The organism is Embleya sp. NPDC005971, assembly GCF_040629175.1.
In the GTDB taxonomy this organism is placed as follows: domain Bacteria; phylum Actinomycetota; class Actinomycetes; order Streptomycetales; family Streptomycetaceae; genus Embleya.
This window is the reverse complement of the sequence record NZ_JBEXUX010000005.1, coordinates 100,801-117,891: the sequence shown is the minus strand read 5'-3', so window position 1 is coordinate 117,891 and position 17,091 is coordinate 100,801. Positions and strand designations below refer to the sequence as shown.

Sequence of the window (17,091 nt, the reverse complement as noted above, 5' to 3'; positions counted from 1 at the left end):
GAAACCAACCACCCCGCACCACGTTTCCGCGCCACCCCCCTGGAGTCACCGTGTCCCACACCGCCGATCTGGTCCTGCGCAACGCCCGCCTGCACACCGTGGACCCCGACCTGCCCGAGGCCGAGGCACTCGCGGTGCGCGCGGGCCGGATCGCCTGGGTGGGGGCGGACGCCGACGCCGCGGCCTGGATCGGTCCGGACACCGTCGTACTCGACGGCGCCGGGCGGCGGGTGTTGCCCGGCTTCGTCGACGCGCACAACCACGTGCGGCTGGGCTCGGACGACGCGTGCGTGCAATTGGCGGGCGTGCGCACGCTGGCCGGCATCCACGAGCGGATCGGCACCTGGCTGGCGGCCAACCCGGACGCCGAGTGGATCGAGGCCGAGGCGTTCGACTACTCGGCGATCCCGGACGGCCGGATGCCGCGGGCGAGCGACCTGGACCCGGTCACGGGCGCGGTGCCGGCCTTCGTGCTCAGCTACGACGTGCACACCGCGTGGCTCAACAGCGCGGCGATCAAGCGGCTCGGGATCACCCGGGACAGCGACATCCTGCCGTTCGGCCGGGTGGACAAGGACCCGGAGACGGGCGAGCCGACCGGCTTCGTCAAGGACTTCGCGGTCCGCGGGCTCTCCCGTGACGGGCACCGGGCGCTGCGCGAGCTGGGTCTGCCCTGGGCCTCGGCCGACCGGCAGTACGGCCGGCTGGCCAAGAGCCTGGACGACGCGATCCGGTTCGGCATCACCACCGTGGTCGAGCCGCAGAACTCGCTCGACGACCTGGCCCTGTACACCCGTGCCCGACACGAGGGCCGGCTGCGCTCGCGCGTCGTCGCGGCGCTGTTCCACCCGCGCGGCACCACCGCGGCCGACCTGGACGAGTTCGCCGAGGCCGCCCGCACGTACGCCGACGACCGGCTGCGGGTGGGGCCGCTCAAGCTGTACATCGACGACGTGGTCGAGCCGCGCACCGCCGCGCTCCTGGAGCCGTACCGCGGGTGTGCGCACCACCGGGGCGAGACGTTCTACCCGGCCGAGGAGTTCGCCGACCTGCTGGCCGAGCTGGACGGCCGCGGCTTCCAGTGCTTCGTGCACGCCACCGGCGACCGGGGCATCCGTACCGTCCTGGACGCGGTCGAGCACGCCCGTACGGTCAACGGCGCACGCGACGCGCGGCACCAGGTCGTGCACGTGGAATGCCTGGACCCGGCGGACGTGTCGCGCTTCGCCGAGTTGGGTGTGGTCGCCTGCATGCAGCCGAGGCACTGCGCGCCGGAGATCGCCGGACCGGGTCGGGACTGGGCGGAGAACGTCGGCGAGGAGCGCTGGCACAAGGCGTGGCCGATGCGGAGCCTGCACGCGGCGGGCGCGGTGTTGGCGCTGTCCAGCGACTGGAACGTGGCCGAGATGGACCCGATGGTCGGCGTGTACACCGCGCTCACCCGGGCGCCGCTGGCCGGCGGCCCGTCCTGGATCCCGACCGAGACGCTCGACGTCGAGACCGCGGTGCGCGGCTACACGATGGGCTCGGCGTACGCCAACTTCCTTGAGCACGAGCGCGGTTCGCTGACCGTCGGCAAGCTCGCCGACTTCGTCGTGCTCTCCCGGGACGTCATGACCATCGCCCCGGCCGACATCTTGGGCACGGTCTGCGAGATCGTCGCGGTCGGCGGCGAGATCGTGCACACCACCGAAGCCGAGCGCACCACCGAAGCCGTGCACCCCGCCTGACCGGCCCCGCCGTGCCGCCTACGGTCGCTGCGCCGCCACCAGTTCGCGGGCCTCCTCGATCGTTTCCACCGCCGGGGGCGAGCCCATCAGCGGCTTGCGCGCGGTCTCGGTCATCGAGATCGCGGCGACCAGGCCCACGACGGCCGCGAGCATCATGTAGAAGGCCGGCATGTAGTCGTTGCCCGTCCCGCTGACCAGCGCCTCGCTCACGAACGGGGTGGTGCCGCCGAACAGCGAAACCGAGATGTTGAACGAGACGGACAACGCTCCGGAGCGGATCTCGGTCGGGAACAGGGCGGGCAACGCGGCGGACATGGTGGCCAGGAAGCAGACCAGGACCAGGCCCAGGATCAGCAGGCCGATGAAAATCGGCACCAGCCGGCCGGTCTGGAGCAGTACGAAGCACGGCAGCGGCAGCACGATGAAGCCGACGCAGCCGGCGATGATCACCGGCCTACGGCCGATCCGGTCGGTCAGCGCGCCCAGCGGGTGGATCACCGCGAGCAGCACGACCATCACCACGACGATCTGCAACAGACCGTGCGTCTCGTCGTAGCCGAGGGTGTCGGAGAGATAGGTCGGCATGTACGACAACAGCATGTAGTCGTTGATGTTGTACGCCGCGACCAGCGCGATGCAGATGATCATCGCGCGCCGCTGGCCGAGGAAGATGCGCTTGAACTCGCTCAGGGTCTCCGACCCGCTCCCGGCATCGTCGCCCTCGCCCGCCGCCGACCGTTCCAGCACCTTCGCGAACGCCGGCGACTCCTCCAGCCGCAACCGCAGATACAGCCCGATCACCCCGATCGGACCGGCCACCAGGAACGGGATGCGCCAACCCCACGACCGCATCTCGTGCTCGCTGAGCACCGCGGTCAACAGGGTGACCAGGCTCGCCGCCAGGATGTAGCCGATCAGCGTGCCGAACTCCAGGAAGCTGCCGTAGAACCCGCGCCGCTTGTCCGGCGCGTACTCGGCGATGAAGGTGCTCGCGCCGCCGTACTCGCCACCGGCCGAGAAGCCCTGGAGCATCCGGAACAGGATCAGCAACACCGGCGCCAGGAAGCCGATCGTGTCGTAGCCCGGAATCAGCCCGATGCACAATGTGCCGCTCGCCATCATCAGCATGGTGATCGCGAGCACCTTCTTGCGCCCGATCCGGTCGCCGAGCGGCCCGAAGAAGAAGCCGCCGAGCGGTCGGACCAGGAACGCGGCGGCGAACGTCGCGAACGAGGACAACGTCTGCGCGGTGTCGTTCCCGGACGGAAAGAACACCTTCCCGATCGTGACCGCCATGTAGGCGTAGATGCCGAAGTCGTACCACTCCATGGCGTTGCCGAGCATGGTCGCCCGGACCGCGGTGTCCACCGTCTTGGTGTCGACGACCGTGATGTCTTCCTCGCGCACCTGTCTCCCTCGTCCTGCGGTCGCCCCGCGCTCCAGGTTGGGGCAGACCGCCGCGCAAGACGGGGCACGACACAGGATTACGCGCAAAAAGCCCCGAATCACCCGAAGATCAGGCGAATCGGGGCCGTTCTACGGAGCTCCGAGCGGAGCGTCCGAGCGAGCTCAGGCCGCGTCGAGCTTGAGGTCCTTGATCAGCTTGGCGACGTGACCGGTCGCGCGCACGTTGTAGAGCGCCCGCTCGATCCGGCCGCTCTCGTCGACGACGAACGTGGAGCGGATCACGCCCTTGACGGTCTTGCCGTACATGGTCTTCTCGCCGAACGCGCCGTACGCCTCCAGCGTGCTCTTGTCCGGGTCGGCGACCAGCGTCACCGTGAGCTTCTCCTTCTCCCGGAACTTGCCGAGCTTCTCCGGCTTGTCCGGCGAGATGCCGACCACGTCGTAGCCCGCGCCGGCGAGCAGCTCCAGGTTGTCGGTGAAGTCGCACGCCTGCTTGGTGCAGCCCGGGGTCAGTGCGGCCGGGTAGAAGTACACGATGACCTTGCGGCCCGCGTAGTCGGACAGCGAGACGTCCTTGCCGTCGGCGTCGGACAGGGTGAAGGCGGGGGCGGTGTCGCCCGCCTGGAGGCGGTCGCTCACGAAGAACTCCTCGGATCGCTCGGCAACGTATGCCGCCACGCTAGCGCTGCCGTCCGACCGATTCGGCTCCCGAGCGCCGCGGCGCGGTCGCGCGTTCCGCAGGGGCGTCGTTCGTCAAAGCCGGGCAAAGAACGCCCCCCGTGCGCCGTTGTTGCCTCGATCACCCAATTGCGAGCCTTTTGCAGTTGCGGCCACAAGCCATAAAATCCCACAGCCGAATCCGGCATTTCGGGAGGCGTCACATGCACATACCCAACGGGTTCATCGACGGCCCGGTATCCGCGGGGGCCGGAGTCGTCGCCGTCGCCGGGATCGCCGTCGGCCTGCGCGGCGCGCGCCGGGAGCTGGACGAGCGCACCGCGCCGCTGGCCGGCCTGGTCGCGGCCTTCGTCTTCGCGGTCCAGATGCTCAACTTCCCCGTGGCCGGCGGCACCAGTGGCCATCTGCTGGGCGGCACCCTGGCCGCGATCCTGGTCGGCCCGTACACCGGCGTGTTGTGCGTGGCGGTGGTGCTGCTGATGCAGGGTCTGTTCTTCGCCGACGGCGGCCTGACGGCGCTGGGCCTGAACATCACCATCATGGGCATCGTGACCGTCGTGGTCGGCTACGGGCTGTTCCGCCTCGTGCTGGGCCTGCTGCCGGCCCGGCACTCGTCGGTGCCGATCGCCGCGTTCGTCGGCGCGCTCGTCTCGGTGCCCGCGGCGGCCTGCGTGTTCACCGTTTTCTACGCGATCGGCGGGACCACCGACGTGTCGATCGGCAAGGTGGCCGGCGCGATGATCGGCGTGCACGTGCTGATCGGCATCGGCGAGGCGATCATCACCGCGGCCACCGTCTCCAGCGTGCTCGCGGTCCGGCCCGACCTCGTCCACGGCGCTCGCGGCCTCGCGCGCCCGCTCGAACTGCGCTCGGCAGGGGGATCCCGATGACCCGCGTCCGTACTCGCACCCTGCTGATCGCGGGCGCGTTGCTCGCCCTCGTGCTGGCCGGTTTCGTGAGCTATTACGCGAGCCAAAGCCCGGACGGCCTGGAGAAGGTGTCCGCGGACAAGGGCATCGACGCCAAGGAGCAGGAACACCAGATGAAGGACGGCCCGCTGGCCGACTACACCGTCAAGGGCGTGCACAACGAGCGGCTCTCCGGCGGTCTGGCCGGCGTGATCGGCGTGGGTGCCACCCTGCTCGTCGGCACCGGCGTCTTCCGGCTGGTCCGCAAGCGTTCCACCGGCACCGACCCGGCGGGTGCCCGCACCGCCGACTCCGGCGCGGGCGACGGCGCCTGATCATGTCCGCAGGACACGGCCATCGGCTGTACCGACCCGGCGACTCGCCGCTCCATCGACTGCCCCCGCACTGCAAACTGCTCTCGCTGGTCGCCTTCGTGCTGGTCACCGTGTCCACACCGCGCGAGGTCTACTGGGCGTTCGGCGGGTATGCCGTGCTGCTCGCCGCCGTCGCCGCGCTCGCCCGGGTGCCGGCCGGCTTCCTGCTGCGGCGCATGCTCGTCGAGCTGCCGTTCGTGGGCTTCGCGCTGCTGTTGCCGTTCGTGGCGAACGGGCCGAGCGTCGAGGTGCTGGGCCTGTCGGTCAGCCGGGACGGCCTGCTCGGCGCCTGGAACATCATGGCCAAGGGCACCCTGGGCGTGATCGCCGGAGTCCTGCTCGCGGCCACCACCGAACTGCGCGACCTGCTGCTGGGCCTGCAGAAGTTGCGGATGCCGCCGCTGCTGGTCCAGATCATGTCGTTCATGCTGCGTTACGGCGCGGTGATCACCGCCGAGATGGGCCGGATGCGGATCGCCCGCGAGTCCCGCGGCTTCGTCGCGCGCGACCTGCGGCAGACCCCGGCGGTGGCCAAGTCCGCCGGCGCGCTGTTCATCCGCTCCTACGAACGCGGCGAGCGGGTGCACCTGGCCATGCTCAGCCGGGGCTACACCGGGACCATGCCGGTAATCCTGGACACTCGGGCGAGCGGTGCGCACTGGGCCGCCGCTGCGGCGCTGCCGGCGGCGGCGCTCGTGGTCTGGGCGGGTGCGCGGACCCTATGAACGGAGTACCTCACGTGAGCGAACCGACCGCCGCCCCCTCGCTGGCCGTCCGCGGCCTCGCCTACGCCTACCCCGACGGCCATCAGGCGCTGTACGGCGTCGACCTGACCATCGCCCGGGGCGAACGGGTCGCCCTGCTCGGCCCCAACGGCGCCGGCAAGACCACCCTGGTGCTGCACCTCAACGGCATCCTGACCGCGGGCGCCGGCACCGTCGAGGTGGCCGGGCTGCCGGTGGCCAAGGAGCACCTGCGCGAGATCCGTCGCCGGGTCGGCATCGTCTTCCAGGACCCGGACGACCAACTGTTCATGCCCACGGTCCGCGAGGACGTCGCGTTCGGCCCGGCCAACCTGGGCCTGCGCGGCGCCGCGCTGGAGGAACGCGTACAACACGCCCTGGCCCGGGTGGGCATGGCCGGCTTCGCCGATCGCCCGCCGCACCACCTCAGCTACGGCCAGCGCCGCCGGGTCGCGGTGGCCACGGTGCTCGCGATGGAGCCGGAGATCCTGGTCCTGGACGAGCCCTCCTCGAACCTGGACCCGGCGAGCCGGCGCGAGTTGGCCGAGGTACTGCGTTCGCTCGACGTCACCGTGTTGATGGTGACCCACGACCTGCCCTACGCGTTGGAGCTGTGTCCGCGCGCGCTGGTGCTGGCCGGCGGCGTCGTGGTCGCCGACGGGACCACCCGCGAGCTGCTCCTGGATCGCGACCTGATGGCCGCCCACCGGCTGGAACTGCCGTACGGTTTCGACCCGTCGTCGGTCCCGGCCTGACCGGCTCGACCCCGCCCGCCCGCGCCACGCCACCCGGTTGACACGGGTGCGGGGCTGCACCTGACAGACTTGGGGAACACACGAGCGCAGGGGCCGGAGAGGACGGGTTGTGAGCGACCACGGGCGGGAACTGTCTCCGGCGGAGTTGGAGCGGCAAGGCCGGGCGGCGTTGGGCCGTCCGGTGACGGCACACGCTGAGCGGAGTCGGGTGGAGTCGGTGAACGGTGCGCACAAGGCCGACGGTTCGAACGCCGGGCACAAGGCCGGGGAGGCCGTCGACAAGCCGTCGACCGGCGACCAGCCGGACCGGCGCTCGCCGCAGCAGATCGAGCGGGACATCGAGGCCGCCCGGGCCAATCTGGCGGTGACGCTGGACGAGATCGTCGATCGGGTGAAGCCGGCCAACGTCGCGGCGCGCGCGAAGGACAAGGTCCGGGCGCAGTTCATCGACAGCGACACGGGCGCACCGCGCACCGAGCGGATCGTGCCGCTGGTGGGCGGGGTGGCGGGGCTGCTCCTGCTGGTCGTACTGGTCAAGAGCCGCGGCAAGGGCGACAAGAACGGCAAGGCCGGCAAGAAGCGCTGAGGTCCCGCACCGACGCCGGGCCGACCTCGCCGGGCCCGGCCGAGGCGGAATCGGATCGGGACATCACACCTCCCGGTGACGCACGTTCCGCGTCGGACGGGTAGCTTGTCGAAGCGTGAGTTCCGACAGGTCCCAGTCTTCGAGCAAAAACGCCCACGATCTCGGCGAGAAACTGCCCATCCGCATGCTGCACGACCGCGTGCTGGTCCGCCAGGACGCGGCGGAGGGCGAGCGTCGTTCCGGCGGTGGCATCCTCATTCCCGCGACCGCGCAGGTCGGCAAGCGGCTGGCGTGGGCGGAGGTGGTCGCGGTCGGCCAGAACGTCCGCACCGTCGAACCGGGCGATCGTGTCCTGTACGACCCCGAGGAGCGCGCCGAGGTCGAGGTGCGCGGTGTTCCGTACGTCCTGCTCCGCGAGCGCGATCTGCACGCGGTCGCCGCCGAACGCATCGAGGTTTCCGGCGAGGCCACCGGCCTCTACCTCTGACCGCGGACCGTCCGCCGAGAGATCCCAGAACAGCCGTCGAACGCCGGGTGGTGAGCCCTTCACCACCCGGCGGCTTCGTATGCGCGCGGTGGATCGGGCCGCCGGGATGGACCGAATCGGGTGAGCCGGCTCACTCCTGCGGGTGAACTCTTCTGCCAGGATGACCCGATCCGCACGAAGAGCCGGCCAAGAGGAGAGGGACAGATGCCGCGACGTCGGATCTGGATGGCGGCGCTGTGCGCGGTCGCGCTGGTGGGTTTCCTGGGCGGCGGCCTGGTCGGGGTGTTCGGTGGTGGCGGTGGCGGTGGTGGCAAGTCCGCCGCCGCGGCGACGTCGCCCGGTGCGAGCAGCCCGTCCCCCACCACCGTGGTCGGTGCACAGGTCAGTACGCCGCCGACCACCGCCGCGCCCACCTCGACGTCCCCGTCACCGTCCAGGACCGCGCCGCCCAAGTCGCCGCTGACCGTGGGCGCCCGCTACGTGCTGACCCTCGGGGACGGCCGGGCGATGGACGTGAGCGGGGCCAGCGACCGGGACCGGGCCGCGGTGATCGCGTATCCGGCCGGAGCGGGCAAGGCGAACCAGCAGTGGGTGGTGCGCGACGCGGGCGGCGGCTTCGTCCGGCTGGAGTCGGCGCTCTCGCGCAAGTGCCTGGAGGTGTCGGGCGGCCGGGACTCGCGGGCGTACCAGGACGACTGCGGACGCGGCGACAACCAGTTGTGGAAGCCGCAGGCCGACGGCTCCGGTGTGGTCCTGCTGGCCCGCAACGGCTCGGCGCTCGGGCTGGGCGAGCAGAACAAGGGCCTGCAGGGGCTGGGCCTGGTGCCGGCCGGCTCGGGCGCGGTGTGGCGAGCCGCCGGCGCGTGAGCGGGCGTCGGGCGAACCGGCCGGGCCCGCCCGGCCCCGCGGCGGATGTGCTCCCCCACCGGGTGTGACCCCCTGCACGCCCGCCGCCCGGAACAGCGCGCGCCGCCCTGCGGTTGCACCTCAGAGCGATCGCGGCCACCCCACCCTCGGCGGCACGGGTGCACGGGTGCGCAATCGGGCGGGCGAGAAACGGCGAGGAAGAGGGACGCGGAGTGGACGCTGTGAAGCTGTCGGTACTGGACGTGGCCCCGGTGGGGACCGGGTATTCGGCGACCGAGGCACTGCGCACGAGCACCGAGCTGGCCCGGCGGGCCGAGCAATGGGGCTTCCATCGGTTCTGGGTGGCCGAGCACCACAACATGCCCGGCATCGCCAGCTCCTCGCCGCCGGTGCTGCTCGCCCACCTGGCCGCGCACACCTCCACCCTGCGGCTGGGCTCGGGCGGCGTGATGTTGCCCAACCACGCGCCGCTGGTGGTCGCCGAGCAGTTCGGCACGCTCCAGGCGCTGCACCCCGGGCGGATCGACATCGGCATCGGCCGGGCCCCGGGCACCGACCAGGTCACCATGCGCGCCCTGCGCCGCGGCGGTGGCGCCGAGTCGGTCGACGAGTTCCCGCAGGCGCTCGGCGAGCTGATCGGCTTCGTCACCGGGTCGTTCGCCCCGGATCACCCCTACTCGCGAATGCACGCGGTGCCCGGTCCCGCGTCGGGGATCGAGGCGGGCGGCGAGTTCGCGGCCGGCGAGGCGCCGGTGTGGCTGCTCGGATCCAGCGGCTACAGCGCCCAACTGGCCGGGGTCCTGGGCCTGCCGTTCGCCTTCGCGCACCACTTCAGCGGGCAGCACACGGTGCCCGCGCTGCGGTTGTACCGCGAGTCGTTCCAGCCGTCCGAGTCGCTCAAGGAGCCGTACTCGATGATCGCGGCCGGGGTGATCGCGGCCGACACCCACGAGCAGGCGGAGCGGCTCGCGCAGTCCCAGGCGTTGTCGATGTTGCGGCTGCGCAGCGGCAATCCGGGCCGGATGCCCTCGCCGGAGGAGGCCGAGTCCTATCCGTGGACGCCGGCCGAGCGGGAGTTCGTGGCGAACTACCGACGCCAACACATCAGCGGTGACCTGGCCGAGGTGCGAGCCGGTATGCGGGAGTTGCGCGAGCGCACGCAGGTGGACGAGTTGATGGTGATCAGCAACGTCTACGGGCACGATGCCCGGATCCGGTCGTACGAGTTGATCGCGAAGGCGTGGGGGCTCATCGAGGAGTGAGCCCGGCGCCGGGCCCGGCTCGCCGGTCGGCGATTCAGCGCACCGTGACCTCGACGTGGTGCTGCCCGGTGGCGCCGTCGGGCAGCACGTCCGCGGTCTTGGCGGTCTGTACCGCGCCGGTGCCGTCGGTGGCTCGGACGCGCAGGGTGTGCCGGCCCGGCGTGGCGTCCCAGCGCAGGCGGTACTGCCGCCAGGTGTCGGTGGTGGTCTGCGGCGCGAGTTCGGCGGGCTGCCACGGGCCGTCGTCGACCTGGATCTCGACCGCAGCGATGCCTCGGTGCTGGGCCCAGGCGACGCCCGCGACCGGGATCGGGCCGGCCTCGACGCTGCTCCCGTCCCTGGGGGTGTCCAGTCGCGACTGGGTCTTGATCGGGGCCTGCCGGGCCCAGCCGAGCCTGACCCAGTAGGCGCTGAACGTGTCGAACCGGGTCACCTCCAGGTCCACGAGCCACTTGCACGCGGAGACGTAGCCGTACAACCCCGGCACCACCATCCGCACCGGGAAGCCGTGTTTGATCGGCAGCGGCTCGCCGTTCATCGCGTACGCCAACATCGCGTCGCGCCCGTCCAGCACCTCGCGCAGCGGGGTGCCGATGGTCATCCCGTCCGACGAGCGGGAGACCAACTGATCGGCGCCGGGCCGGATGCCCGCCTCGCGCAGCAGGTCGGCCAGCGGGGTGCCCAGCCAACGGGCGTTGCCGATCAGGTCCTCGCCGACCTCGTTGGACACGCAGGCCAGCGTGATGTCCCGCTCGATCGCGACGCGCTCCAGCAACTGCCGGTAGTCGAGCCGGATTTCCCGGTCGACCAGGCCGTGGATGCGCAGCTCCCAGTCCTCGGCGCGCAGTTGCGGCACGGTGAAGGCGGTGTCGATCCGGTAGAAGTCGGCGTTCGAGGTCAGGTACGGGGTCAGGCCGGGTTCGAGCAGGCCGGGGCCGGCCGGGGCGGCGGGGCTGAGCGGTGTGGGCAGGTTCGCGGCGACCGCGGCCCGGGACTTCTCCGCGTTGAACCGGGCGTGTTGCAGCATCCGGCCGCCGAACCCGGTCAACGCGGCGAGCGCGGCGGCGCCGGCCACGAGCACCGTGCGGCGTGTGGTGTCCGGGGCCGGCTCGCTCACGCCGTCCTCGGGCGCGCCCGGCAGCGGGCGGGCGAGCGGGCGGCGGTCGATCAGGTCCGGCCGGGTCAGCACGACCAGCGTCAGCACCCCGAAGAGCGTGCCGACCGACACCGGCGCCAGGTCGGCGGCTTCGAACGAGGGTCGGTCGGCGGCGGTCCACGCGGCGAAGGCGCCGAGCGCGAGCACCCCGGCGATCCCGTAGCGGAGCCGGCGGGCGGCGAGCACACCCAGTCCGGCGGCGAACACCACGAGCAGCACGGCGATCACGGTCAGCAGAAACGCCTTGTCGCCGGTCCCGAAGGTGCGGATCGCCCACTCGCGCGGCCCCTGCGGCGCCCGGTCGGTGACCGCGCCGCTGATCGTCACGAACGGGGTGGCCTCCGGTCGCACGAAGGCCGCGACCGCCTCGGCCACCCCGAGCGCCACCGCCGCCGAGACCACACCGACCAACGCGGCACCGGACCGACCAGAACGCCGCACAACGCCACCTCACGTCCGAGAACAACCCTGGCGAACGGCTCGCCAGGGCTGCCCCCCATCGTGGCTTCGCGCCAGCCCGCACGGGGAAATCCGCTGCTTACCGTTGTGTGACGAAGCACCCCGAGCCTTATTGCGAATACCTTGCAATAAGCTTTCCGGGTCGAGTCGTCGATCCGTCTGGGGAAGCCGTGACCACCACCGTCCGCGAGCACCTTCCGTTCCCCGCCGCCGAACTGGTGCGGGCCTGGGTCACCGGTTGGGCGCCCGCCCGCGAGGTGCCGCCGCCGGTCGAGGTGGCGGGCGGCTTCCGGCTACAGGTGGGCCTGCCGGGTCATCGGGTGCGGTACGTACTCTTCGATCTCGATCGGGTGGCCGAACTCGCCCGGACCCGGACCGCTCCCGGGACCTGGATCAAGGTCCTCGCCCCGGTCGAGCGGGTGCGGGCCGAGCTGACGTCCGCGTGGACCGTGGGCGAGCCGGAGTATCCGATGACCGGACCGCTGCGGCGGGCGACGGTGGACGTGCCGAGCGGCTACACGATCGAGATCGAGCCGACGGGCGGGGTGGTCCAGGTCCGGCTGCGGGCCGCCGACGGTGCCGTCGCCGCCCACGGTCGGATCGCGGTGACCGGGGAGACCGCGGTGGCGGACCAAATCGGGACGGATGCGGCGCACCGCCGTCGGGGCCTGGGCAGCGTGGTGATGACCGCCCTCGGCGACGCCGCCGCCGCGCGGGGCGCCCGGACCGGGGTCCTGGTGGCCAGCCCGGACGGGCTGGCGCTGTACCGCACGCTGGGCTGGACGCAACACGGCGTGCTCACCGCGGCCTGGATCCCGGAGCCGGTCCGAGAAGACGACGCGGCTCAGCCCCGACCCGCCAGGTAGGCCCGCTTCACCTGCGCCCAGCGCAGTTCCTGGGCCGACGTCGACCGGCCGCGCAGTTCGGCCAGCTTGAGCAGGTTCGCCTCCGCGTCGCCGGTCAACGTCTGCGCCTCCGCGGCGTAGTGGTCGTCCAACAGCGTCTCGACCTCGGCGTCGTCCAGCACCGGCAGGAGCCGCTCGGCCAGCCTGTTGGTGTCCCGATAGGAGCCCTGGAGGCGGAACGGCGGTTCGGTGCGCGAGGATTCGGACTGTGCCGCCGAGGCGATGTAGGCCCGGTTGACCGCGAGGACCGTCTCGCACACGTGCAGCAGTCGGCGCAACACCGCAACGATGCGCTCCAGTTCGGTCGGATCGTACGGGTGGGCGAGGCGCTCCGGGCGGGCGGCGTCGCCGCGGGCGAGCCGGACCAGCAGTTCCAGGTCGCCGCGCTCGCGACCGACGAGCGGAGCCAGGATCGGGTTCGCGGTCAGCGCGTTCTCGATGTGGCTCAGGGCGAACAGCTCCTCCCGGCCGCCCAGCACGTCGCCGAGGTTCCACACGTCGGCCCGGTTGGCGAGCATGTCCGGGATCCGGAAGCGGGCCCCGGACTCGGTGTACGGGTTGCCCGCCATGCACACCGCGAACCGCTTGCCGCGCAGGTCGTAGCTGCGCGCCTCGCCCGCTCGCACGCCCTCGATCCGGCGTTGCGCGTCACACAACGAGACGAATTTCTGGAGCAGTTCGGGCGATACGTGCTGGATGTCGTCCAGGTGCAGCAGCACGTTGTTGCCCAACTCCAGCGCGAAGCCGATCTTCTCGATCTCGCGCCGCGCGGCGGCGTCCGGTGCGGCGGCCGGGTCCAGGGACGTGGTGCGCGACCCCAGGGCCGGGCCGTCGATCCGGACGAACGCCAGGCCCAGGCGGGCCGCGACGTATTCCAGGAGCGTGGTCTTGCCGTATCCGGGCGGGGACAGCAGCAGCAACAGACCCTGGTTGTCGGTGCGCCGGGCGTCGCCGGCCGCGCCCAGTTGCCTGGCCAGGTTGTCGCCGATCAGTGGCAGATAGACCTCGTCGATCAGCCGGTTGCGCACGAAGGTCGGCAACACCCGGGGGGTGTGCGCGTCCGGCCGCAGTCGCTCGCGCTCGGCGGCGAGCAGGCTCGCCCGGGTGCGCTCGTAGGCCCGATACGCGGGCACCCGGACCAGGCGGAACTCGTCGGTGCGCAGCAGGAATTCGTCCAGCCGCAGGTCCAGCGTGCCGGCGCCGGTCAGGCGCGGGTGGCTGCCGAGCAGACCGGTCACGGTGGTCGCCAGGGGCGCGTCCACGGGGTGTCGGTCCAGCGTCTTGCCGCACACCTCGATCGCGATCGCCTCGGGCAGGTCGACGGGCGGGCCGGCGTCGAGTCGTTCGGCGTAGGCGCCGAGCCACGCGGTGACCAGTTGGTGGCGGGCGGCGAGGTCGTCGCCGAGGGCGCGCAGGTCCTCGGCGAAGTCCTTGGCGGCGGGTGAGCCGTCGCCGCCGAGCGCGGTGCGGAAGTCGGCGAGCAGCGTCCGGGCCGCGGCTCCGGTGACGAAACGTGGTCCGCCGGCCGCGAGTTCCTCGACCAGGTAGCCGCCGACCGCCTCGCCGGCCACGGTCGGCGCGCCGAGCGCGCCGGTCAGGAACTCGACCGCCTGTTCGCCGAGTTCGGCGGCCAGATCGTGCGCGGCCGGCACCGGGCCGAAGGTCTCCCGGGCCCGGGCCAACGATTGGGCCCGGATCGTCCACGGCGCCCGGGCGTCCGGACCGGCGCCGTAGGCCCAGAAGAGCTGGGCCGCGGCCCGCACCTGCGGCGTGAAGCGCAGCAGTCCGGCGCCGGCACGCAACCGCAGTACGGCCGCCAGCAGCGCCGCCGCGTCGTGGTCGTGCACGCCTCGGTCGTAGCCCTCGCCGTGCCGGGGCAGCGCGATCCGGCGCACCTCGGCGAGCAGTTCCTCGGCCGAGGGGGTGGCCGAGGCCGGGAATCGGCTCTCGGCCAGCACCACCGCGGCGAGGTACTCGGCCCGGTAGACCTGCGGCGACTCCGAGCCCAACGGCTGGTCCCGAAAGGCCCGGTGCGCGGCCGGCAGCGGCTCGCGCAGCGGCGCGCGGTAGTCGGTGCCGGTGATCGCGAAGGCCAGGCCGTCCCCGTCCGGGAGCAGGGTCAACTCCATCGGCCGCCCGTGCACCGCGAACCGATGCCGGCCCAGCCGTACGGTTCCCGCCGCGTCGTAGAGTTCGGCACGGTCGCGCAGGGCCCGGGCGGCCTCCTGCCGAGCGGCCTTGAGCCGGCCCTCCAATTCGCCGGCCCGCACCGGGTCGCCGAGTCGGTGCAGTTCCGCCGCGGTCGAGCGCACCTTGGCGACCAGCGCGTCGGAGGCGAACCAGGTGTTGATCTCGTCGGTGCTCGCCAGGTCGGCGACCCGGCGAGCGATCGTGGTCAGGATCCGCCGCGCCGAGTCGACCAGTCGGGCGCTGTGTCGGGCGCGCTCGTCCAGCCGGGCCTGCTTGCGGGCGGAGAACGCGTCGTGGACGCGCTCGCGTTCGTGGTCGATCCGGGCCTGGTGCTCGTCGAGATCGCCGAATCGGGCCTCCAGGTTCTCGATCCGGGCGAGCAGCCTGCCGAGTTGTTCGTCGCACTCCTCGGGATCGACGGCGGCGGACAGCGCGCCGACCACGGTCTGTTCCAGGAGGGTGATCTCGGCGGCGAATTCGGCGCGTTGTTCGGCCGCGACCAGCTCGCGCCGGCGGGTCGAGAGGGTGGCGCGGGCCCGGTTGACCCCGCCGAGCACCTCGCCGATCCGGGTCAGGATCGTGGTGCGCACGGTGGCGTCGGTGCCCTCCAGCGTGCCGACCACCTCGGTGACGATGCGCAGGCCCTCGGCCTGTTCGTCGATCCGCTCGGTCAGCGCGGCCGATCCGGCGACGGTGTCCGACTCGGCGGCTTCGGCGGCCAGGCGGTCCACGGTCAGGTGGGTGTCGGCGAACGCGTCGGCGGTGGCGAGGAAGGCGACCGCACGCCGGCCGGCCTCGGCCAGTTCCTCGACCACGCTCGCGTCGAGGCCGTCCAGGGCCGCGGTGTCCACGTAGCGGATCTCCCGCAGGGTGGCCAACCGGCCCTGGGCCCGCCGCAGCTCGGTGAGCTGTCGGACGCACGCCGCGGCGCTGTCCGGGTGTTCGCCGCGCACCCGCCGGGTCAGCGTGACGGTGTTCGCGGCGGCCTCCTCGACCGCCTCGGCGGCAATCCGGCGCAGGTCCAGGACCCGGCGGAACTCCTCGACCACATCGGCCGCGGTGCCCCGGACGGCGGCCAACGGTTCGTCGAGTCGCTCGAGTTCGGGATCGGCGAGCCAGTGGTGGGTGTCCTCGACCCGGGCCGCGGCCGCGGCGATCGCGGCGAAGACCGCCGTGGTGGGCGCCATCTCCTCGGCCATCGCGGCGATCGAGAGGCAGTCGGCGATGCCGCGCACCAGTTCGGGGTTGCCGATCCGGGCCAGCGGGCCGGTCCCGGCGGGCCGCGCCGCCGCGTACGCGTCCGAGGTGTACGGCGTGCGCCACACCTGGATCGGGTGCACCCGGCCGGGTTCCTCGCCCGCCGCGCGCAGCACCGCCATCGTGCCGTCCGCGAAGAACGCCCGGCCGTGTCCGACGATCGGCGCTGCGGCCTCCTCGCGGATCACGTTGTAGGAGAGCAGCACGGTGCGACCCTGGGCGCGGGCCCGGAACACGTAGAGCACGTCCTCGCCGTTGGGCGAGCGCACCGTCGACTCGAACTCCAGGCCGACGGTGTCGATGTCGAACGTGCGCGCGGTGCCGGTGCTCAGGTAGTAGCCGCCGGGGAAGACGATGCCCTGCTCGTCGGGAAGTCGCCGACAGGCCGCCCCGATGCCGTCCAGGCGCAGCACCTCGCCGGTGCGGGTGTTGTGCACCAGATGCCGCCACGCGTCCTCGTGGTACGGGCGCACCCGGACCAGCAACAGCGGCCCGACCCGGGCGTGTTCGACGTCCGCGTCGGCCAGCGACTGGAGCGGATCCTCGACCGGTTCGGCGTAGACGCCCTCGGCGGTCGCGGTGTCGTCCACCACCTTGACGGTGAGCCGGCCGTCGAGGGTGGACACGTACAACGTCTGTGCGATCGCGATGTGCGGATGCCGGCCCGGCACGTGGTCGGCGCGGGTGCTCGCGGTCCAGGCGAAGTCGTGTGCCGGCGGGAGGGCGTACTCGCGCTCGCCCTGCGCGTCCAGATAGGTCGGGCTGCCGTCCGGGCCGAGCCGCCAGCGCAACACCCGGATGTCGGTGAGCCGTTCGCCGACCCGAAAGACCGCGAGCAGGTGCGTGCCGGTGTCGCGCAGGTGCAGCAGTTCGGTATCGCGGAAGTAGCGGAAGAGTTCGGTGAAGTCCTGCCGGAAGCGGGCGTCGTCGAGCAGACCGGGCACCGCGTCCGCCGGCGCCGGGGCGAAGCCCTCGGGCGTGCGCCGGTGCAGCGCGAACACGTCGTCGGGGCAGACCGGTTCGCCCGGCACGCCGCCGCCCCGGAGGCCGACCAGGAGCAGCCCGCCGACCTGGACGACGTCCCGGGCCCAGGCGGGGCGTTGCGTGTGCACCCGGTGGGTGTCGGCCAGGTCGAGCGTGCCGCCGCCGTAGGTGTGCACCCGGCGCTCGTTCAGCGCCCCGGCCCGCGCGCCCAGGTCGCGGGCCGCGCTCAGCAACCGGTCGCGCAGGACCTCGTAAGTCCCGGACTCGGCCTCGGACTCGGAACCGCCCCGGGCCGGGGCTGGGCTGCTCACGTTCGGGTCAACTCCCTTGTTGTACGGGCGGT

The 17,091-nt window shown here is 72.4% G+C and carries 12 protein-coding genes and 1 pseudogene; 9 read left to right on the top strand and 4 right to left on the bottom strand.

The window, feature by feature from the left end:
* Positions 1-50 precede the first annotated feature (50 nt).
* Entirely contained in the window at positions 51-1,730 is a 1,680-nt protein-coding gene (locus tag ABZ374_RS07265) for an amidohydrolase (protein WP_360307446.1), read from the top strand.
* Between the two features lie 18 nt (positions 1,731-1,748).
* Here ABZ374_RS07265 and proP read toward each other — a convergent pair whose 3' ends face one another.
* Positions 1,749-3,137: a glycine betaine/L-proline transporter ProP gene (gene proP, locus ABZ374_RS07260; protein WP_360307443.1), complete on the bottom strand. Its 1,389-nt coding sequence runs from the start codon at positions 3,135-3,137 to the stop codon at positions 1,749-1,751.
* A 162-nt stretch (positions 3,138-3,299) separates the two neighbouring features.
* The gene (gene bcp / locus ABZ374_RS07255) at positions 3,300-3,776 is read right to left on the bottom strand and encodes a thioredoxin-dependent thiol peroxidase (RefSeq protein WP_360307440.1); all 477 of its coding nucleotides are present in this window, start codon (positions 3,774-3,776) and stop codon (positions 3,300-3,302) included.
* 242 nt (positions 3,777-4,018) lie between these two features.
* On the opposite strand from bcp, the pseudogene ABZ374_RS07250 reads away from it, so the two are divergent.
* The 7 genes and pseudogenes from ABZ374_RS07250 to ABZ374_RS07220 all read left to right on the top strand — a co-directional run bounded on the left by ABZ374_RS07250 (position 4,019) and on the right by ABZ374_RS07220 (position 9,797).
* Positions 4,019-5,058: pseudogene (locus ABZ374_RS07250) on the top strand (energy-coupling factor ABC transporter permease).
* Between the two features lie 2 nt (positions 5,059-5,060).
* The gene (cbiQ, locus tag ABZ374_RS07245; protein WP_360307437.1) at positions 5,061-5,822 is read left to right on the top strand and encodes a cobalt ECF transporter T component CbiQ; all 762 of its coding nucleotides are present in this window, start codon (positions 5,061-5,063) and stop codon (positions 5,820-5,822) included.
* Positions 5,819-6,595: an ABC transporter ATP-binding protein gene (locus ABZ374_RS07240; RefSeq protein WP_360307434.1), complete on the top strand. Its 777-nt coding sequence runs from the start codon at positions 5,819-5,821 to the stop codon at positions 6,593-6,595. The genes cbiQ and ABZ374_RS07240 overlap by 4 nt, the downstream gene beginning before the upstream one ends.
* 109 nt (positions 6,596-6,704) lie before the next feature.
* Positions 6,705-7,181, top strand: a complete 477-nt coding sequence (locus tag ABZ374_RS07235; protein WP_360307431.1) for a DUF3618 domain-containing protein — start codon at positions 6,705-6,707, stop codon at positions 7,179-7,181.
* Between the two features lie 184 nt (positions 7,182-7,365).
* Positions 7,366-7,668 (top strand): co-chaperone GroES, encoded by a 303-nt coding sequence (locus tag ABZ374_RS07230; RefSeq protein ID WP_052173837.1) that lies wholly within the window; start codon positions 7,366-7,368, stop codon positions 7,666-7,668.
* A gap of 204 nt (positions 7,669-7,872) precedes the next feature.
* Entirely contained in the window at positions 7,873-8,535 is a 663-nt protein-coding gene (locus ABZ374_RS07225) for an RICIN domain-containing protein (RefSeq protein ID WP_360307428.1), read from the top strand.
* A 212-nt stretch (positions 8,536-8,747) separates the two neighbouring features.
* Positions 8,748-9,797: an LLM class flavin-dependent oxidoreductase gene (locus ABZ374_RS07220; protein ID WP_360307425.1), complete on the top strand. Its 1,050-nt coding sequence runs from the start codon at positions 8,748-8,750 to the stop codon at positions 9,795-9,797.
* A 34-nt stretch (positions 9,798-9,831) separates the two neighbouring features.
* Here the strand turns inward: ABZ374_RS07220 and ABZ374_RS07215 are convergent, their stop codons facing one another.
* A complete protein-coding gene (locus ABZ374_RS07215) occupies positions 9,832-11,394 on the bottom strand; it encodes a molybdopterin-dependent oxidoreductase (protein ID WP_360307422.1) in 1,563 nt (520 codons plus the stop codon).
* Between the two features lie 188 nt (positions 11,395-11,582).
* Between ABZ374_RS07215 and ABZ374_RS07210 the strand changes: the two genes are divergently transcribed.
* Complete coding sequence (locus ABZ374_RS07210) at positions 11,583-12,278, top strand: GNAT family N-acetyltransferase (protein ID WP_360307420.1); 696 nt, start codon at positions 11,583-11,585, stop codon at positions 12,276-12,278.
* Here the strand turns inward: ABZ374_RS07210 and ABZ374_RS07205 are convergent.
* Positions 12,257-17,059 carry a DNA repair ATPase gene (locus ABZ374_RS07205; RefSeq protein WP_360307417.1) on the bottom strand — a complete coding sequence of 1,601 codons (4,803 nt, stop codon included), beginning with the start codon at positions 17,057-17,059 and terminating at the stop codon, positions 12,257-12,259. The two genes, ABZ374_RS07210 and ABZ374_RS07205, sit on opposite strands and share 22 nt — an antisense overlap.
* Between the last annotated feature and the right edge of the window lie 32 nt (positions 17,060-17,091).